The organism is Polaromonas sp. CF318 (genome assembly GCF_000282655.1).
In the GTDB taxonomy this organism is placed as follows: Bacteria; Pseudomonadota; Gammaproteobacteria; order Burkholderiales; family Burkholderiaceae_C; genus Polaromonas.
On the sequence record NZ_AKIV01000063.1, the window covers coordinates 14,875 to 30,710 of the forward strand.

The 15,836-nt window shown below is 66.3% G+C and carries 15 protein-coding genes; 7 read left to right on the plus strand and 8 right to left on the minus strand.

Annotation, left to right across the window (positions count from 1 at the left end; genetic code table 11):
- Positions 1–5: 5 nt before the first annotated feature.
- The 3 genes from PMI15_RS11840 to PMI15_RS24770 all read right to left on the minus strand — a co-directional run bounded on the left by PMI15_RS11840 (position 6) and on the right by PMI15_RS24770 (position 2,776).
- Positions 6–1,313, minus strand: coding sequence for a TAXI family TRAP transporter solute-binding subunit (locus tag PMI15_RS11840; RefSeq protein ID WP_007868727.1), 1,308 nt, complete (start codon positions 1,311–1,313; stop codon positions 6–8).
- 100 nt (positions 1,314–1,413) lie between these two features.
- Positions 1,414–2,409, minus strand: a complete 996-nt coding sequence (locus PMI15_RS11845) for an acyltransferase family protein (RefSeq protein ID WP_238541111.1) — start codon at positions 2,407–2,409, stop codon at positions 1,414–1,416.
- A gap of 34 nt (positions 2,410–2,443) precedes the next feature.
- Positions 2,444–2,776, minus strand: coding sequence for a hypothetical protein (locus tag PMI15_RS24770; RefSeq protein WP_157214599.1), 333 nt, complete (start codon positions 2,774–2,776; stop codon positions 2,444–2,446).
- A 69-nt stretch (positions 2,777–2,845) separates the two neighbouring features.
- Between PMI15_RS24770 and epsA the strand changes: the two genes are divergently transcribed.
- From epsA to epsG, 6 genes are all read left to right on the plus strand, one after another.
- Positions 2,846–3,628, plus strand: coding sequence for an XrtB/PEP-CTERM-associated transcriptional regulator EpsA (gene epsA, locus PMI15_RS11850; protein WP_007868729.1), 783 nt, complete (start codon positions 2,846–2,848; stop codon positions 3,626–3,628).
- Complete coding sequence (locus tag PMI15_RS11855) at positions 3,621–5,048, plus strand: undecaprenyl-phosphate glucose phosphotransferase (RefSeq protein WP_007868730.1); 1,428 nt, start codon at positions 3,621–3,623, stop codon at positions 5,046–5,048. Before epsA ends, PMI15_RS11855 begins: the two co-directional genes overlap by 8 nt.
- 205 nt (positions 5,049–5,253) lie before the next feature.
- The gene (gene epsL, locus PMI15_RS11860; RefSeq protein ID WP_007868731.1) at positions 5,254–6,456 is read left to right on the plus strand and encodes an XrtB/PEP-CTERM-associated polysaccharide biosynthesis outer membrane protein EpsL; all 1,203 of its coding nucleotides are present in this window, start codon (positions 5,254–5,256) and stop codon (positions 6,454–6,456) included.
- A gap of 101 nt (positions 6,457–6,557) precedes the next feature.
- Positions 6,558–7,454, plus strand: coding sequence for a polysaccharide export protein EpsE (gene epsE, locus PMI15_RS11865; protein WP_157214601.1), 897 nt, complete (start codon positions 6,558–6,560; stop codon positions 7,452–7,454).
- Positions 7,455–7,474: 20 nt separating this feature from the next.
- Positions 7,475–8,872 carry a chain length determinant protein EpsF gene (epsF, locus tag PMI15_RS11870; RefSeq protein WP_007868733.1) on the plus strand — a complete coding sequence of 466 codons (1,398 nt, stop codon included), beginning with the start codon at positions 7,475–7,477 and terminating at the stop codon, positions 8,870–8,872.
- Between the two features lie 14 nt (positions 8,873–8,886).
- On the plus strand, positions 8,887–9,789 hold the full coding sequence (gene epsG, locus PMI15_RS11875; protein ID WP_051001958.1) for a chain length determinant protein tyrosine kinase EpsG: 903 nt from the start codon (positions 8,887–8,889) through the stop codon (positions 9,787–9,789).
- On the opposite strand, the gene PMI15_RS11880 is transcribed toward epsG, so the two are convergent.
- Positions 9,776–10,189 (minus strand): VanZ family protein, encoded by a 414-nt coding sequence (locus tag PMI15_RS11880; RefSeq protein WP_007868737.1) that lies wholly within the window; start codon positions 10,187–10,189, stop codon positions 9,776–9,778. The two genes, epsG and PMI15_RS11880, sit on opposite strands and share 14 nt — an antisense overlap.
- A 44-nt stretch (positions 10,190–10,233) precedes the next feature.
- Between PMI15_RS11880 and PMI15_RS11885 the strand changes: the two genes are divergently transcribed.
- Positions 10,234–11,001 carry a WecB/TagA/CpsF family glycosyltransferase gene (locus tag PMI15_RS11885; RefSeq protein WP_007868740.1) on the plus strand — a complete coding sequence of 256 codons (768 nt, stop codon included), beginning with the start codon at positions 10,234–10,236 and terminating at the stop codon, positions 10,999–11,001.
- A 326-nt stretch (positions 11,002–11,327) separates the two neighbouring features.
- Here the strand turns inward: PMI15_RS11885 and PMI15_RS11890 are convergent, their stop codons facing one another.
- Genes PMI15_RS11890 through PMI15_RS24035 form a run of 4 tightly spaced genes read right to left on the minus strand, consistent with a single transcriptional unit; the run spans position 11,328 to position 15,833 of the window.
- Positions 11,328–11,969, minus strand: coding sequence for a serine O-acetyltransferase (locus PMI15_RS11890; protein WP_007868743.1), 642 nt, complete (start codon positions 11,967–11,969; stop codon positions 11,328–11,330).
- Entirely contained in the window at positions 11,957–12,964 is a 1,008-nt protein-coding gene (locus PMI15_RS11895) for an NAD(P)-dependent oxidoreductase (RefSeq protein WP_007868745.1), read from the minus strand. The genes PMI15_RS11890 and PMI15_RS11895 overlap by 13 nt, the downstream gene beginning before the upstream one ends.
- Positions 12,961–14,652: an FAD-dependent oxidoreductase gene (locus tag PMI15_RS11900; RefSeq protein ID WP_007868748.1), complete on the minus strand. Its 1,692-nt coding sequence runs from the start codon at positions 14,650–14,652 to the stop codon at positions 12,961–12,963. The genes PMI15_RS11895 and PMI15_RS11900 overlap by 4 nt, the downstream gene beginning before the upstream one ends.
- Positions 14,649–15,833, minus strand: a complete 1,185-nt coding sequence (locus tag PMI15_RS24035) for a glycosyltransferase family 4 protein (protein ID WP_007868751.1) — start codon at positions 15,831–15,833, stop codon at positions 14,649–14,651. The genes PMI15_RS11900 and PMI15_RS24035 overlap by 4 nt, the downstream gene beginning before the upstream one ends.
- Positions 15,834–15,836 lie beyond the last annotated feature (3 nt).

Sequence of the window (15,836 nt, forward strand, 5' to 3'; positions counted from 1 at the left end):
CGCCCTTATCGCCCCCGCATCCGGTACAGCCGCTGGCGCACGAATTCGATGTGCTGGTGCAGCGTGTAGCAGCGCGCCATCAGGTCGCGGGGCGTGACAAAAGCCATCATGGCCTTGTCGATGCCGTTCAGGCGTACCAGGAAGCGCGTCAGGTCCAGCCCCGAGAGCGATTCCTGGCCCAGGTCGTTTTCAATGAACTTGAGCTCGCCATACCAGCGGTTCACGCGGCTTTCCAGCACCCAGCGCAGGTAGGCCGGGACCAGGCGCATCAGCCACAGGGCCAGCAGCGCCACCGGCAGCACGATCAGCAGGATGCGCTCGGCGACCTGGGCCCACCAGAAGGGCAGCACGCGCTCCAGCCAGGGCAGGCCGTGGGTCAGGGTTTCGCGCGCCTCGCGTGCGGTGGGAAAGTCGATGCGCCGCAGCGAAGGGAAGTCTCCGGCGCGGTGGAACAGTCCGCCGCCGGCGTGGACGTCCATGGCCACCGCGATGGCCAGGCGCTTGAGGGCCGGGTGCAGGCCCTCGCGCGCCACCAGGCTGGCCGAGGTGGTCAGCAGCGTGATGTCGCGAGGGGGCAGCCGCGCGTCCAGCGTGCCCTGCGCCAGCAGGCGCGACTCGAGGTAGGGGTTGCGCTCGGTGATGGCGGCGGACTTGCGGATGTTCGCCATGTGGATGCCCGGCAGGCTCAGCATGTTCTGCACCACAAAGGACTCGGGCGCCGCGACGATGAAGACCACGTCGACAGCACCCTGCCGCAGGGCCTGGACGGCCGGGCTGCTGGTCAACGGGGAGAGCGTCAGGTCCCTGGCCTCCATCCTCGCCTGCTCCAGCAGCTTGAGCGCCACCTTGCGGGTTCCACTACCCTCGGGGCCTATGGCCACGCGCAGCCCCTGCAACTGGTTGAGCGAATCGATTTCGCGGCCGCGCGTGAAAACCCACACCGGTTCCACGTCCACATTGACCAGGGTTTCGACGCGGCTGCGGTCGCGCCTTTCGAGTGAGCTGCCCAGGTAACCGAAGCCGCCCTGCATCAGGGCGAGGTCCGAGGGATTCACGGCCTGGCGAAGGCGCTCCAGGTTTTGCTGCGAACCGGCCGAGGTCTGGATGTTGAGCGTGATGCCGTGGTCCGCGAGTTTTTCGGCATAGCGCTGGGCATGGAGATAGTAGGCGCCGTCCGCGCCGGCCGTGGTAATGCTCAGTTGCGCGGGCGGCATGGGATAGGCGAACAGCCACAGGCCCGTGGCCATGGCTGCGGCGGCAAGCGCCATGGGCAGCCGGATCCACAGCCATTTTTGTTGGTACAACTTCGCCATGCGCACAGGGGTGAGTCCTGTAAAAGGTTGTTACCCTTATAGCGCAAAGGTGTTACCGCCGTCAGGCGGATAACGCGCAGGCGCAAACCAGGCGGCTGTGTCAGGCCGGCGCTGTTTTTGCTTTTGCCTTGGGCCCGGCACTGGTTGTGCCCAGCAGCCAGAGGTTGAGGCCCGGGGAGCGGCTGATGAGCAGCGCCGACACAATCGGCCCGGCCAGGCCGGCGGCCAGGCCCGCCACCATCAGCACATAGATATCCGTGACGCCTATTTTCTTCAAGACGATGCGGCTTGCCGCGGTGAAGAACACGTGCAGCAGGTAGATTGCGAACGAATAAGAGCCGACATAGGCCAGGCGGGGCGAGCTCCAGCCGCTGCGCAGCAGCAAAAAGGCGCTGCAGACACCCAGGCCCAGCGCGGCCATGGAGTTGCCTTGTTCGGAATACTGCGGCAGCAGCATGGCCGCGGTCGCGGCGCAGATGAAGACGGCCGCCGCGATGCCGCGTGCCGCCGGTCCGCTGATCTCGAAGCGTTTGCAGGCCAGCCCCGCGAGGAAGAAGGGCAAGAGGTAGACGGCGCCCTGGGCGGCAAAATAATTCGGCGGGCTGAAGTAGTCGAACAGCACCGCACTCAGGGCCCATGCCAGCGCGAAGCCGGCCGGCGTTGACAGCGCCTTGAAGTGCTCGAGCAGGACCACGACCAGGAAGACGATGAACAGCGCTTCCAGGAACCAGAAATGTCCTACCGGCACGATGTGCAGCAGCCACCAGCGATCCACGGCATTGTTGGCGCCCGGCGTGAGCGCCTGCACGACGGCAAAAATGGTTCCCACCGTGATCAGCGGAAGCAGCAGCCTGCGCACCTTGCCCTTGATGAAGCCCGGGGCGTTGCCCTGGTAGGGCCGAAAGCCGTAAACATAGCCCGAGATAAAGGAGAACAGCGGCATGCGGATGTAGGCCAGCGCTTCGTTGAAGACCTGCAGCCAGTGGCCTTCCGGAATCCTCAATCCGACGCTGGGGGTGTCTCCCACCACGTGAAACAGGACCAGCAGGACGCAGGCAATGCCCCTCAACGTGTCCACCTCAAGACTGCGTTTCATTTTCTGGCCGGTCATCGGATGCGGGTTCCTTTCTTCATGGTGCATGAAATCCCGCCACCCGGATCGCGGGCCGCGCGTGCGCGTTGAAGCGCCGAATGATGAATGGATCAATGAGATCAATGCGGGAGATGCCTAGAGCGTAATCAAGCAAGGCTGCAACTTCAGGCCCGCAAAAAAGCAAACTGTTGCAAGCAGTATCGTTTTGCGCGGCATCCAACATCCAGCGCACAGCTGTTACGTTGTTGCAACGAATCCGCCGCTCTTCTGTCAAATGAATCAATCGGGAAAACCCTAAACTGGGTTCATCTCCTACATCAACTGTCTCGCTTGGCGCATGGCGTCTCCCGCAGATGTGTTCGATCCTCAATCAGCTGTTTCCGCAGCGCCGTCACCTGGCGATTTCGCGGGGCAAACACACAGGAAGTGACATCCGGAAATGACTTTTCACACTCCGCTTTCAAGCGAAGATTCCACGCGCTATGCGGCGCTGCTCGTGCAAGGCACGGCCATCACGCGGCATGCCGAACTGCTGGCCTGGCTTCAGGGCGACGTGCAGCAACTCCTTCCCCACGACATCCTGCTCGCGGGCTGGGGCGATTTTCAGCAGGGCGCCCTGCAGCACGACGTCGTGTCCAGGCTTCCCGGTGCGCGCTCCTACGCCGCGGGCACGGACGGGCTGCCCTTTCTATTAGGCAAGTTCCATGAGCGCTGGCTGGCCGCCGACCGCCAACCCTGCCGGCTGGACTTCAGCGAATTCGAATACCTGCTGGGCCAGGCAAGCTTGCCGGGTTCCTTCCCGGGCAGCCTGCGCGGCATGCGCACGGTGCTGATCCACGGGCTGCAGGACGAGCGGGCGCAGCAGGAGTGCCTGTATGTATTCATGAGCGCGGGCGACATCCCGGCCGAGCCTTGCGGCACGGCCCTGCGCATGCTGATGCCCAGCGTGGATGCCGCCTTGCGCCAGATGACGCCGTTGCCGCAGCAGCGCCGGCCCGCCGCCATGCGCGGCCCGGCCGAGGACGCCAGCGGCCTGAGCGAGCGCGAGACCCAGATCATGGCCTGGGTGGCCATGGGCAAAACCAATTCCGAAATAGGCGCCATTCTCAACATCAGCGGCTTCACCGTGAAGAACCATATGCAGCGCATCTTCCAGAAGCTCAATGTCTTCAACCGCGCGCAGGCGGTTTCCAAAGTAACAAGGGTCGGCATGTATGGCTGAAGCAAACCAGCTCAACTCGGCGTCCGCCTGGCTCAACCAGCGCGAACCGCGCTCCATGGGGCTGGGCCGCAGCCACCTGTTCACCGCTGTCGAAGCCGGGCTGGATCCGCTGGTGCTGGTGTTCTCGCTGTGGGCCCTGGCGTTTTATTTCGAAGGCTCGGTCCGGCCCGCCTACCTGATCCTGTCCGTCATCGTGTTCTCGCTGACCTTTCCGGGCAGTTCCCAGCTGCGCCTGCCGGTATGGAAGGTGTTCTCGAAAATCGCCTTTCACTGGCTATGGATCGCCGGCCTGTTGCTGCTGACGGGCTATGTGACGGAGTATTTCCACAAGTTTTCCATGACCGTGCTGAGTCACTGGCTGTGGGTCGCGCCCGTGGCCCAGGCCGGCGCGCACCTGGCCCTCAGGGCCGCGGCGCCGCAGCTGCTGAAACTGCAGGGGCCGCCGCGCGGGGCGGTCATCGTCGGCATGAATGAGCAGGGCGTGTCGCTGGCCCGGAACATCGCCGGCTCGGCCTACTCGGGCATAGAGCTCAAGGGCTTTTTCGACGACCGCGGCGAAGACCGCAGGGAAGCGCAGGACGAGCACCGGCTGGTCGGAAAAATCGACGACCTGCCGGCCTACGTCAAGCAGCACCGCATCCAGTTCATCTACCTGTCGCTGCCCATGGCCTCGCGCCCGCGCATCCTGCAGGTGCTGGACGGGCTCAAGGACACCACCGCCTCGATCTACTTTGTGCCCGACATGTTCATCACCGACCTGATCCAGGGCCGCAGCGACACGGTCTGCGGCGTCACGGTGATCTCGGTCTGCGACACACCCTTCCGCGGCGTCAACGGTTTCCTCAAGCGCGCCAGCGACATCGTGCTGTCGCTGCTGATCCTGCTGCTGATCTTCCCCGTCATGCTGGTGATCGCCCTGCTGGTGAAGCTGGACTCGCCGGGGCCGGTCATTTTCAAGCAGCGCCGCTACGGCCTGGACGGCGAGCAGATCCTGGTCTACAAATTCCGCTCCATGGCCGTCACCGAGGACGGCGGCACCATACGCCAGGCGAGCAAGAACGACATGCGGGTCACCCGCCTGGGTGCCATCCTGCGCAAGACCTCGCTCGACGAGCTGCCGCAGTTCGTCAACGTGCTGCAGGGCCGCATGAGCATCGTCGGCCCGCGCCCGCACGCCGTGGCGCACAACGAGATGTACCGCTCGCTCATCAAGGGTTATATGGTGCGCCACAAGGTCAGGCCCGGCATCACGGGCTGGGCCCAGGTCAACGGCCAGCGAGGCGAAACCGACACGCTGGACAAGATGCAGTCGCGCATCGATTGCGACCTGGACTACCTGCGCAACTGGTCGCTGCAACTGGATTTTTTCATCATCCTGAAAACCATTCGCCTGGTCTTCAAGGATGGCGCGGCTTACTGAAGTTTGTTGAAACCGGAAAAACAAAAAAGAAAGGAAAAAAGCGCGAATCCGCCAGTCCGACAGGGCCGCAGCCAATAGGACAAAAGGACTATCGCCTCCCCATCATGAATCCGCTATCTTCATTTGACCCCCCTGCGGTTGCCGTTCCATGCGGTGGGCGCAGCCACTTCCAGACTTTTGCCGTTTCCGGCGCGGAGGGCTTGCTTTGAGTCCCCATTCCAGACTCCTCCCGATTCCGCTCCTGCTGCTGGGCCTGTTTCCCCTGGCCGCGCAGGCCGACGACCTGGACACGCTGCAGTTCCGGCTGGGGCAAAGCGTGACGCACGACAGCAATGTGTTCCGGCTGTCCGACTCCGCCAATACGCAGGCAGTGCTCGGCAGGCCCGAGCGCGACGACAACGTGGCGGTGACCACGGCGGGCTTCAAGATCAACAAGCCCTATGGGCTGCAGCGTTTCGAATTCGACGCGAATATCGAAGACCACCAGTACAGCCGCTTTTCCTACCTGGATTTCACGGCGGTGAACTACGCGGCCGCCTGGCGCTGGAGCTTCACGCCCAGGCTGCACGGCAACCTGACCAGCGACAGGCGCGAGTATGTCGACACCTATGCCGACGTGCAGGGCGCGGGGCAGATCAACCGCCGCACCAACCGCTCCACCATTTTTGATGCCGAGTACGAACTCGACGGCGCCTGGCGCCTGGTGGGCGGGCTGTTCGAGCGCACCAGCTCCAACAGCCAGCCCAACACCTTCGAGGCCGATTCCAAAATCCACGGCGCCGAGGGCGGCGTGCGTTATGTCTACCCGTCCGGCACCTCCATGGCCTACCGCTTCAGGGAAGGCAAGGGCGAGTACCCGGGGCGCTTCCTGTCGCCGGGGATCGCCGGCAACTTCACGGACCGCGAGCATGAGTTCCGCTTTGACTGGGCGCCCAGCGCCAAGACCACGCTGCGGGCCAAGGTCGCGTACCTGGATCGCGACCACGACGGCCTGGGGGCGCGGGATTTTTCCGGCGTGACCGGCCAGCTCGACGCGGCCTGGGCCCTCACGCCCAAGACCACGCTGGCGGGCGGCCTGGTGCGCGAGCTGGCCAGCTATCAGACCAACACCGCCAGCTATTACGAGGGCTGGCGATTCTTTGTCGCACCGACCTGGAAGCCCAGCGAAAAAACCGCGGTGCGCCTGCGTTACGACCACGGCGCGCGCGACTTCAAGGGGCCGCTGCCGGGCTTTGCCGCCAGCAACCGCCGCGACACCACCAACCTGCTGTCCCTGGCCCTCGAATGGCAGGCCATGCGTGCGCTCAAGCTGACCGCTTCGGTGCAAAGCGACAGGCGCAAGTCCAACGAGCCGGGCTTTGACTACAAGAGCAACTCCTTCGGCCTGTCGGCCGACGCGAGCTTTTGAGCAAACCTTCTCCTGACCGGCTTTTTTCCGCTTTTCCCGAGCTTTCCTGAATCCCTGCTTTCCCCAAAGGCGACAAGATGAACCCGCTGAACTTGAAACCCATGACCCGATACCTGTTGAACCTGCTGCTGTGCGCGGCGGCCGCACCGCTGTGGGCGCAAACCCCGCAGGCGCCCGCCTCGCCGGTCGCCCCGCCGGCCTTGCAGGCTGCGGCAACGACCAGCCCGGTAGCACCACCCGCGGTGTCGGCCACACCCGCCTTGCCCAACAGCCAGGACTATCGCCTGGGCGCGGGTGACGCCATCGGCGTGCAGGTGTACCAAAGCCCCGATCTGTCCATCGATGCGCGCGTCTCTGAAAGCGGCGTGATCAGTTACCCGCTGATAGGCAGCGTGCAGCTTGGCGGGCTGACGATCTCCGAGGCGGAAAAGAAGATCGGTGATGCCTTGAAAAGCGGCGGCTTCGTCAAGGTGCCGCAAGTCAACATCGTGCTGCGCCAGGTGCGCGGCAACCAGGTGGCGGTGCTGGGCCAGGTGAGCCGGCCCGGCCGTTTCCCGCTGGAGACCTTCAACACCCGCGTCAGCGACATGCTGGCCGCCGCCGGCGGCACCACCCCGACCGGCGACGACGTGCTGATCGTCACCGGCCAGCGCGACGGCAAGCCGTTTCGCAAGGTGATAGACATCCCGGCGCTGTTTCTCAATGAAAAATCGGATGAGGACATCGTGCTGGCCGGCGGCGACACCCTGTACGTCAACAAGGCCCCCATGTTCTACATCTACGGCGAGGCGCAGCGCCCCGGCCCTTACCGCATCGAGCGCGGCATGACGGTCATGCAGGCGCTGGCCCAGGGCGGCGGCCCGACCGTGCGCGGCAGTCAGAACCGCCTGAAGCTGCATCGCCGCGATGCCGCGGGCAAGGTCGTGGAAACCACGCCCAACCTCAACGACCTGGTTCGCCCCGAGGACGTGATCTACGTCCGCGAAAGCCTTTTCTAAACAGCCATGACTGGAAAGCCATGACACTCCATCAATTTTTACTGATACTGCGCGCCCGCTACAAGGTGGCGGTGCTGATCATCCTGCTGGCGATCTCCGCGGCGCTGGCGGTCAGCCTGGTGCTGCCGAAAAAATACACGGCCCAGACCGCCGTGCTGGTCGACGTGCGCTCGCCCGATCCGGTGGCCGGAGCCGGCAGCGCGCCCATACAGGGCCTGGTGGCCCCCAGCTATATGGCCACGCAGGTGGACATCATCGGCGGCGACCGCGTGGCCCAACGCGTGGTGAAGATGCTCAAGCTCGACGAAAACCCGCGTACCAAGGAGCGCTGGATGGAGGCGACCGAAGGCCGCGGCACGCTGGAAGGCTGGCTTGCCGATTCGCTGCAAAAGCGCCTGGACGTGCGGCCCGCGCGCGAAAGCAACGTGATCAACATCACCTACAAGGGCAGCGAGCCCGAAGAAGCCGCGAACGTCGCCAACGCTTTTGCCCAGGCCTACCTGGACATCAACCTGGCGCTGAAGACCGAACCGGCCCGCATTTACGCGGAATGGTTTGACGAGCAGACCAAGGCCTCGCGCGCCAAGCTGGAAGAAGCCCAGGCCCGGCTCTCGGAATACCAGCAAAAGGCCGGCATCGTCAGCAGCGACGAGCGCGTGGACTACGAAACCACCAAGCTGGCGGAGCTGTCCTCGCAGCTCACCACGGTGCAGGGCGACACCACCGACAGCCAGAGCAAGCGCGGCTCGCGCGGCGACACCATCGCCGAGGTGATGCAAAGCCCGCTGATCAACGGCCTGAAGGCCGACGTGGCGCGGCAGGAGGCCAAGGTGCAGGAAGTCAGCGTGCGCCTGGGCGAGAACCACCCCGAGCGCCAGCGCGCCGAGTCCGAGCTGGCCGCGCTCAAGAGCCGCCTGGCCAGCGAAACCGCGCGCATCAATGCCTCCATCGAAACCACCTACCGCGTCGGCAAGGACCGCGAGCGCGAACTGCAGGGTGCGGTCGGCGCGCAGAAGGCCCGCGTGCTGGCCCTGAACAAGCAGCGCGACGAGCTCAACGTCTACCGCCGCGACGTCGAGTCGGCCCAGCGCGCTTATGAGACCGTGAGCCAGAGCGCTTCGCAGACGCGCCTGCAGAGCCTGACCAACCAGACCAATGTGGTGCGTCTCAATGCCGCGACGGCGCCCGTCAACCCGTCCAGCCCGCGGCTGCTGGTCAACCTGCTGATTGCCGCCTTCGGCGGCACCCTGCTGGGTATTGCTTGCGCCTTGCTGCTGGAACTGGCGAACCGCCGCGTGCGCTCCGCCGAGGACCTGGTGCAGATGCTGGAGCTGCCGGTGCTGGCCAGCATTTCTTCGAGCACGGGCAACACCCGGCTCAGCGGTCCGCGCCGGCTGGCGCTTGGTTTGGGAGGATGAGCATGAGCATCAACATGAACAGAAGCAACAACCAGACGGTGGTCCGCCCCGTTCCCCTGACCGTGCCCAGCAAGCCGGCCACCGGCTCGGGCCGCTCCATAGGCGCCATCCTGGTCGATGCCGGGCGGCTCTCGCCGCTGGATGCCGAGCGCATCGTGCATTTCCAGAAGGACCGCGGCGCGCGCTTCGGCGATTCCGGCAAGGCGCTGGGGCTGCTCACCGATGACGATGTGCGCTATGCGCTGTCGGTGCAGTTCGACTATCCCTACCTGGCCCGCGAAAGCAACTTAAGCCGCGAACTGGTGGCGGCCCACCATCCGAACAGCCAGCCGGTGGAGCAGCTGCGGGCGCTGCGCAGCCAGCTGATGCTGCGCTGGTTCGACACCGGCCCGGACCGCCGCGGGCTGGCCATCGTGAGCGCCGGCTCCCGGGAAGGGCGCAGCTACATCTCGGCCAACCTGGCGATTGTGTTTTCGCAGCTGGGCCTGCGCACCTTGCTGGTCGATGCCGACATGCGGGCGCCGCGCCAGCACCTGCTGTTCAACCTCGGCAAGGGCGCGGGCCTGTCGGACATGCTGGCCGGCCGCGCCGGGCTGGAGGCCGTCGTCAGCGTCGCGGCGCTGCAGGATTTGTCGGTGCTGCCGGCCGGCGTGATTCCGCCGAACCCGCAGGAACTGCTGGGCCGGCAGGAATTTTCCAGGCTGCTGCAGGCGCTGGGCCAGGACTTCGACATCATCATCATCGACACGCCGCCCGCCAGCGAATGCGCCGACGCCCATACCGTGGCGGTGCGCGCGGGGGCCGCGCTGGTGGTGGCGCGGCAGAACACCAGCTCGCTGCCGCAGATGACGCGCTTCACGCACAGCCTGCGCGAATTCGGCGTGGCCCTGGTGGGCTCGGTGCTTAACGATGCGTGAGTCGATGCGTAAGGCGGTCGCCCCAGAGGCGGTGCAGCACGGCCAGCACCGCCGCGCCCAGCAATCCGCCCGCCGCGTCGGCCGCCAGGTCGGCCCAGCTCGCGGAGCGGCCCGGCAGGAACATCTGGTGCAGCTCGTCCATGCCGCCGACCAGCAGTGCGCCCGCGAGGCAAGAGAGGGCCATGCGCCAGCCGCGCATGCCGCCGGCCAGGCCCGCGGCCATGCCGACCACGGCAAACGTCAGCAGGTGGGCCAGCTTGTCCCAGGGCGCGGGGAACAACCCCACGGCCACCGGCTGGGCGCCGCCCACATACAGCACCGCGGCGCTCATGGCGACCGTCAGCGCCGCGGCAATGCGGACGCTGCGCTGGAAATTTTCAAGGGACAGTGCTTTGGCCATGGGCCCGATTTTCTCATGCCGCAGACCCGAAAACGGGCAAACCCATGCTGAATCCCTCCACCGACAATCCTTCCGACTGGCGCTTGCGCTGGGCGCTGCTGCTGGCAAAAATCGAGCGCGTGCAAAGCCCCGACCAAGGCCAGGCCTTGCTGGCCGAGCTGAGCCAGCCCCGCGTGCCGACAGTGCTGGCTTTCGCGAATGCACACGCAATGAATTCCATGGCGGTGTCGACGCCGTTTTTTGAGGCCATGCGCTCGGCCGACAGGGTGCTCAGGGACGGCTCGGGCATGGCGACCCTGTTCAAGCTGCTGCGCATGGAGCCCGGCCTCAACCTCAACGGCACCGACCTGATCCCCCGGCTGGTGCGGGCTTTCGACGGCCGCGGCATCGCGCTGTTCGGCACGCGCGAGCCCTGGCTCGAAAGAGCCGCGCGGCGCGTGCGCGAGGAACTCGCACCGCACAGCACGCTCACACGCGCCAACGGCTTTCTCGACACGGGCACCTATTGCCTGCTGGCGGCCACGCACCGGCCGGCGCTGATTGTGCTGGGCATGGGCATGCCGCGGCAGGAAGAGGTCGCGGCCCAGCTGCGCGCCGCGCTGGACTTTCCCTGCCTGATCGTCTGCGGCGGCGCCATCATCGATTTCCTGGGCGGCAAGACGCCGCGCGCGCCGCTGTGGATGCGCAAGGCTGGCGTGGAGTGGATGTATCGCCTGGCGCTGGAGCCGCGCCGGCTGTTTCAGCGCTATGTGATCGGCAACCCGCTGTTTTTGACGCGGGCGCTGCGGCTGGCGTCCACCGGCCGGCGTTGATTCCCATCCGCAGATAAATTTTTATCCGCAGATTTCGCAGATTTACACAGATAAAGAAAAATGACAGGCAACGCATCTTGCATCAACAGCGCCGGCGAACGCCAAGCACCGTCTGCGGCGGCGCCATGGGTAAAGCCTTAGCCACAGATGCCCTGTATTCAATCTGCGTAAATCTGCGAAATCTGCGGATGAATTTCTTATCCACAGATTTCGCAGATCTACGCAGATTAAGAAAAATGACAGGTAACGCATCTTGCATAGGCAACATTAGCGGCCCCTAAATGCACTGTCTGCGGAAGACCGCTTCACCGGATTTGTGAGCGACTCTAACCAGCGTTGATATGTGCATCGGCCCGTGCGGCCGGATGGTTCTCCTGGGCCAGGGGAATGTCTTCCTCGCTATAACGATTCTGCACATCAGGCGTGCAGTCTCGCCTGACGATCTGCCCCGGATTACCCAGCACCACGCAATAGGGCGGCACGTCCTCGAAGACATAGGCGCCTCCGGCAATGCGGCTGCCTTTGCCCACGGTGACGCCGCCCACGATGATGGCGTGCGGGCCTATCCAGACCTCGTCCTCTATCACCGGGTACAACGTGTGCCGCCGGCCCTGTGCGTCGATATGGTCGCGCTGGCCCAGCGTGACGCCATGGAACAGCGTGACGTTGCGGCCTATGCGCGCGCCGGCGTTGACGACGATGCCGCGCCCGTGCGTGAGCGCCAGTCCCGGCGCGATCTGCGTGCGCCAGGGGATCTCCGTGCCGGCCAACTGGCTCACCAGCCGGTAAAGCACTCGCGCGGGCGGCACGGCCAGCCAGCGCCAGTGGGGCGCGAGCTGATCCGCGGCCTGGCACAGGCGCAGGCACACGAGAACACGAAACGCCGGGTCCAGCAGTGCGCCCTTGAGCGCGAGCCGGGGGGCGGTGTACCCGAATTTTCGGTGGGTGTCGGCTTTCAGGGCGTGCATATGATTTTGTCCAGGGTGGTTTGGCCGGCGCCGGCGGGCGCAGTAAACCATGCGGCGGAATCGCGCAGGCCGTCGGCATACGGGGTCCATTGCACGCCGAGGCGGCCGGTGGCCGCTTGCGTGTCCAGGTGGATGTGCTGCGACCACAGGCCCAGCAGGCCCGGCGGCAGGGCATCGGGCAGTTTGATGCCGTGGCTGCCCAGCCGCTTCAAGGCCAACTCGGCCGCCTTGAGCGGCGGGCCGCAAAGCCAGGCATCGAGCTGCAGCCGGCGACTGCCCAGGCGGCGCACCGGCGTTGCCTGGATCGCCAGGGCCAGGTCCACAAAATAATCGTTCCAGCGCGGGCTGTCGGGCGCCGCCAGGTTGAACACCGGTATCTTGCCCTGGGCTGCGGGCAGCCGCAGCGCCAGCAGCAGGGCCTGGCAGACGTCGTCGACATGGACCAGGTTGGCCCAGCCGTCGCCCGCGATGCCCAGGTCGCCCAGGCGCCCGGCCTGCAGCCAGCGGCCTATGCGGCCGACCCACAGCTGGCTGCCGGGGCCGTAAACGCAGCCGGGCCGCAGCATCACCGCCTCGCCGCCGTGCCGCACGAAGTCGTGCATGGCGGCCTCGGCCTCGCATTTGGCCTGGCCGTACCAGCCCAGGGTGGGGTCCAGCGGCGTGTCCTCGCGCACATTGCCCTCGGCGGGTCCGTAGACCGACATGGTGCTCAGGTGCACGATGCGCGGGCAGTCGGCCTGCAGCGCGGCCTGCACCAGGGCGCGCGCGCCGTCGGCGATCGAAGCCGCATCGCCTGCCACGCAGTTGACCACGGCGTCAAAGCCCTTCAAGGCCTGGGCCAGCTGGCGCGGGTCGCGGCTGTCGAGTTCCAGCCAGCTCGCGGTGCTTTTTTTGCGCCTGGACGCGCCCGTGGCCGCGGCCCAATTCGTGGCCTGCAGCATTTCGAGCAGGCGCGCGCCTATGTGGCCGGAAGCGCCCAGTACCAGCACTTTCATGCGGCCTCCTTCATCTGCAGGGGCGCGCGCTCGGCGCGCAGCTGCCGCGACAGGAAGTCGCCCAGCCGCAGCGACAGCGCGATCAGCGTCAGCGTCGGGTTGGCCTGGCTGGAGGTCGGGAATACCGCGCTGCCGGCGACAAACAGGTTGCGCACCGAATGCACGCGGCAGTCGGCGTCGACGACGCTGCTGCGCGGGTCCGTGCCCATGCGCGCCGTGCCGATGTGATGGCCGCCGTAGGCGCCGAAGCGCATCAGGTCCTCTTCCAGGGTGTGGGGCTTGTAGTCGAAGCGGGCCTTGCCGCTGCGCGCGAACTCCTCGGCCATCACGTCCAGGCTGGCGCCCAGGGAATCGATGTCGGCGCGGCTGTAGCGCCAGTCGACCTTCAGGCGGGGCATGCCCAGCGCGTCGACGCCGCCGGCCAGCATGACCCGGCTGTGGGCCTGGGGGATCTGCTCGCCGTGCACTTCGAGGCTGAAGCGGTTGCTGCGGTTGCGCAGGATCACCGAGGGAAATTTGCGCTCGGCCAGCGTGCGCTTCATCAACCAGTGCGACAGGAAGGCCGTGGTGTCCAGCGGGTCGGCCATGACGTTGAGCAAATGGCGCGCATAGACGCCGGCCGTTGGTGGCGCGCCGTCTTTCAGACGTTTGCTGTATTCATAGCTGATCAGCTTGCGCGCCAGGAACAGGCCCGACAGCACGCCGCTGCGGTGCGCCGGGTCGGTGATGCGCGGGAAGTGCAGGCGCGCCACCGCGTTGGCCAGGCCCAGGCGCCGCTGCTCGCCGGCGGCGACCGAGAGGCGGCGCCGGCAGTAAATGCCTTCGGGCGAAATTTCATAGCCGTGGCGCACGTCGCTTGTGGGGCCGTGCACCGTCAGCGTGCCGACATTGCCGGCGATGTGGCACATGTAGTAGCGCCCCACCACGTCGTGCGCATTGCCCACGCCCTGCGGTGCCACATCGCGCGAGGCCAGCAGCAACCGCGCGGTCTCCAGGCCGCCCGCGGCCAGCACGGTGCTTTTCGCGGCGACGGTGAATTGTGTGCCGGCCAGCGTGCGCACCTCGAGCTCGCGCAGCGCCTGGCCGTCCTCCTGCAGCCGCAGCGCGGTGCAGTTGGCGCCCAGCAGTACTTCCAGCGTGGGCGCCAGCGCCAGCCGCCTGGCATAGCGGCTGCCGAAGTGCGTGGGGCAGGAAAAGCGCTCCAGCCCGTTGCTGAGCACGCGCTCACTGTCGAAGCCGGCAATCAGCGGGCCGGTCCCCGGCTCCAATGCCTGGGTTGCGTCGTAAAGGAAGCGCCCGGCCTCGGCCAGCGCGTTGGCGCGCGGGTACCAGGGCAGCAGGTCTTCATACGAGATCGGCCAGCCGCTGTGCGGGATATGGGCGCGGGTTTCAAAGTCGATGGGGTCGAAAGGCATGCAGCGCCCGCCCCAGATCGCCGAGGAGCCCCCCAGCCGTCGCTGCCGGTATTTGCCGGGCGGGCTGTGCAGCTGTTCGTCGGCCACCTCGCCTTCATACAGGTCTTGCGTGGGCGCATGCGCCTGCAGCCGGCCCGACTCGAGCAGCAGCACGGCATAGCCCTGGTCGCTGAGCGAAAGCGCCAGCGCGATGCCAGCCGGGCCACCGCCGACCACGCAGACATCGGCTTCCAGCCGGCTGCCGTTGGGAATGCTGTCGGCGTCCCGGATCATGCTTTGCCGTCCTGTGAAACTGCGGCGGCGCGCAGAGGGCGCCCGGCCACGCCGAAGTCACGCTGGTGGATATGCGCCACGCTGCTGAAGAAGTGCGCGATGGAAAATTGCTGTTCGTAGAGCGCCCGGCCGTTTCGCTCCAGCGTTGCGCGCAATTCGCCATCCTGCAACACGCGCTGCAGGCCGGCCGCGATGCCGGTGACATCCCCGGGTTGCACAAATGAAGCGTTGACGCCGTCGTTGAGCACAGACGGTATTTCGCCGACGGGACTGCACACCACCGCGACGCCGTTGGCCAGCGCTTCCAGGATGACCAGCGGCAGGCCTTCGTCGTAAGAGGGCAGGACCAGCACATCGGTGCGCGCCATCAGCCGGGCCGCCTGCTGCTGGTCAGACCATCCGGCAAACCGCACAAAGCCGTCTATGCCCAGTTCCCTGGCCTTGGCTTCATAGGCCTGAACGTCACCGCCGCCGGCCAGGGTCACTTCGAGGTGAGCCGTGTCAAAGCCGGGCAGGGCCAGTGCCTGCAGCAGGTCGGACACGCCTTTGCGCTCCGACAGGTTGCCCAGGAAGAGCACGCGCTGCATGGTGGTATCGCCGGCGGCGCGGCGTGCATGGGTGGGCTCGGGCACGCCGTTGATGACGATGTCCACGCGATCCGGCGCCACGCCCAGCTCTTCGGTGACAAAGCGCCGCGCGGCCGAGCCCAGCACCACGACACTGGCCGGCAGCGAGAACACCCAGCGCGTCAGCGCCCGCAGCGGCCGCGGCAGCGAACGGTAGAAATGGTGCAACTGCGCGGCATGCAGGTGCAGCACCACCGGCACGCCCAGGGCGCGGCAGGCCGCGATGACCGCACCCTTGCGGAACAGGCTCAGGCGTTCGGCCATGTTGACATGCACGCCGGCCAGCCGGCCGCTGAAGCGGCCGCGCGCGATGCGCGCCAGCGCCGTGGCCAGCACCCAGAAGGAGTACAGGGCGTTGGCGCCGCCGCGCGTGTCCAGCGGCCGCAGCTCGGCCGCGTCGGCCGAGGCGATGGCGGCCGAGGACGCCTGGGCCTGTATCAGGTAGTCGGCCACCTTGAACATGCCGCCGCCCAGGGGCGTCCAGGGACAGGCGATATAGATATAGCGGCCTTCGCGTTCGCGGATGGCGCTGCGCGGCAGCGATTCACTTCGCATGGA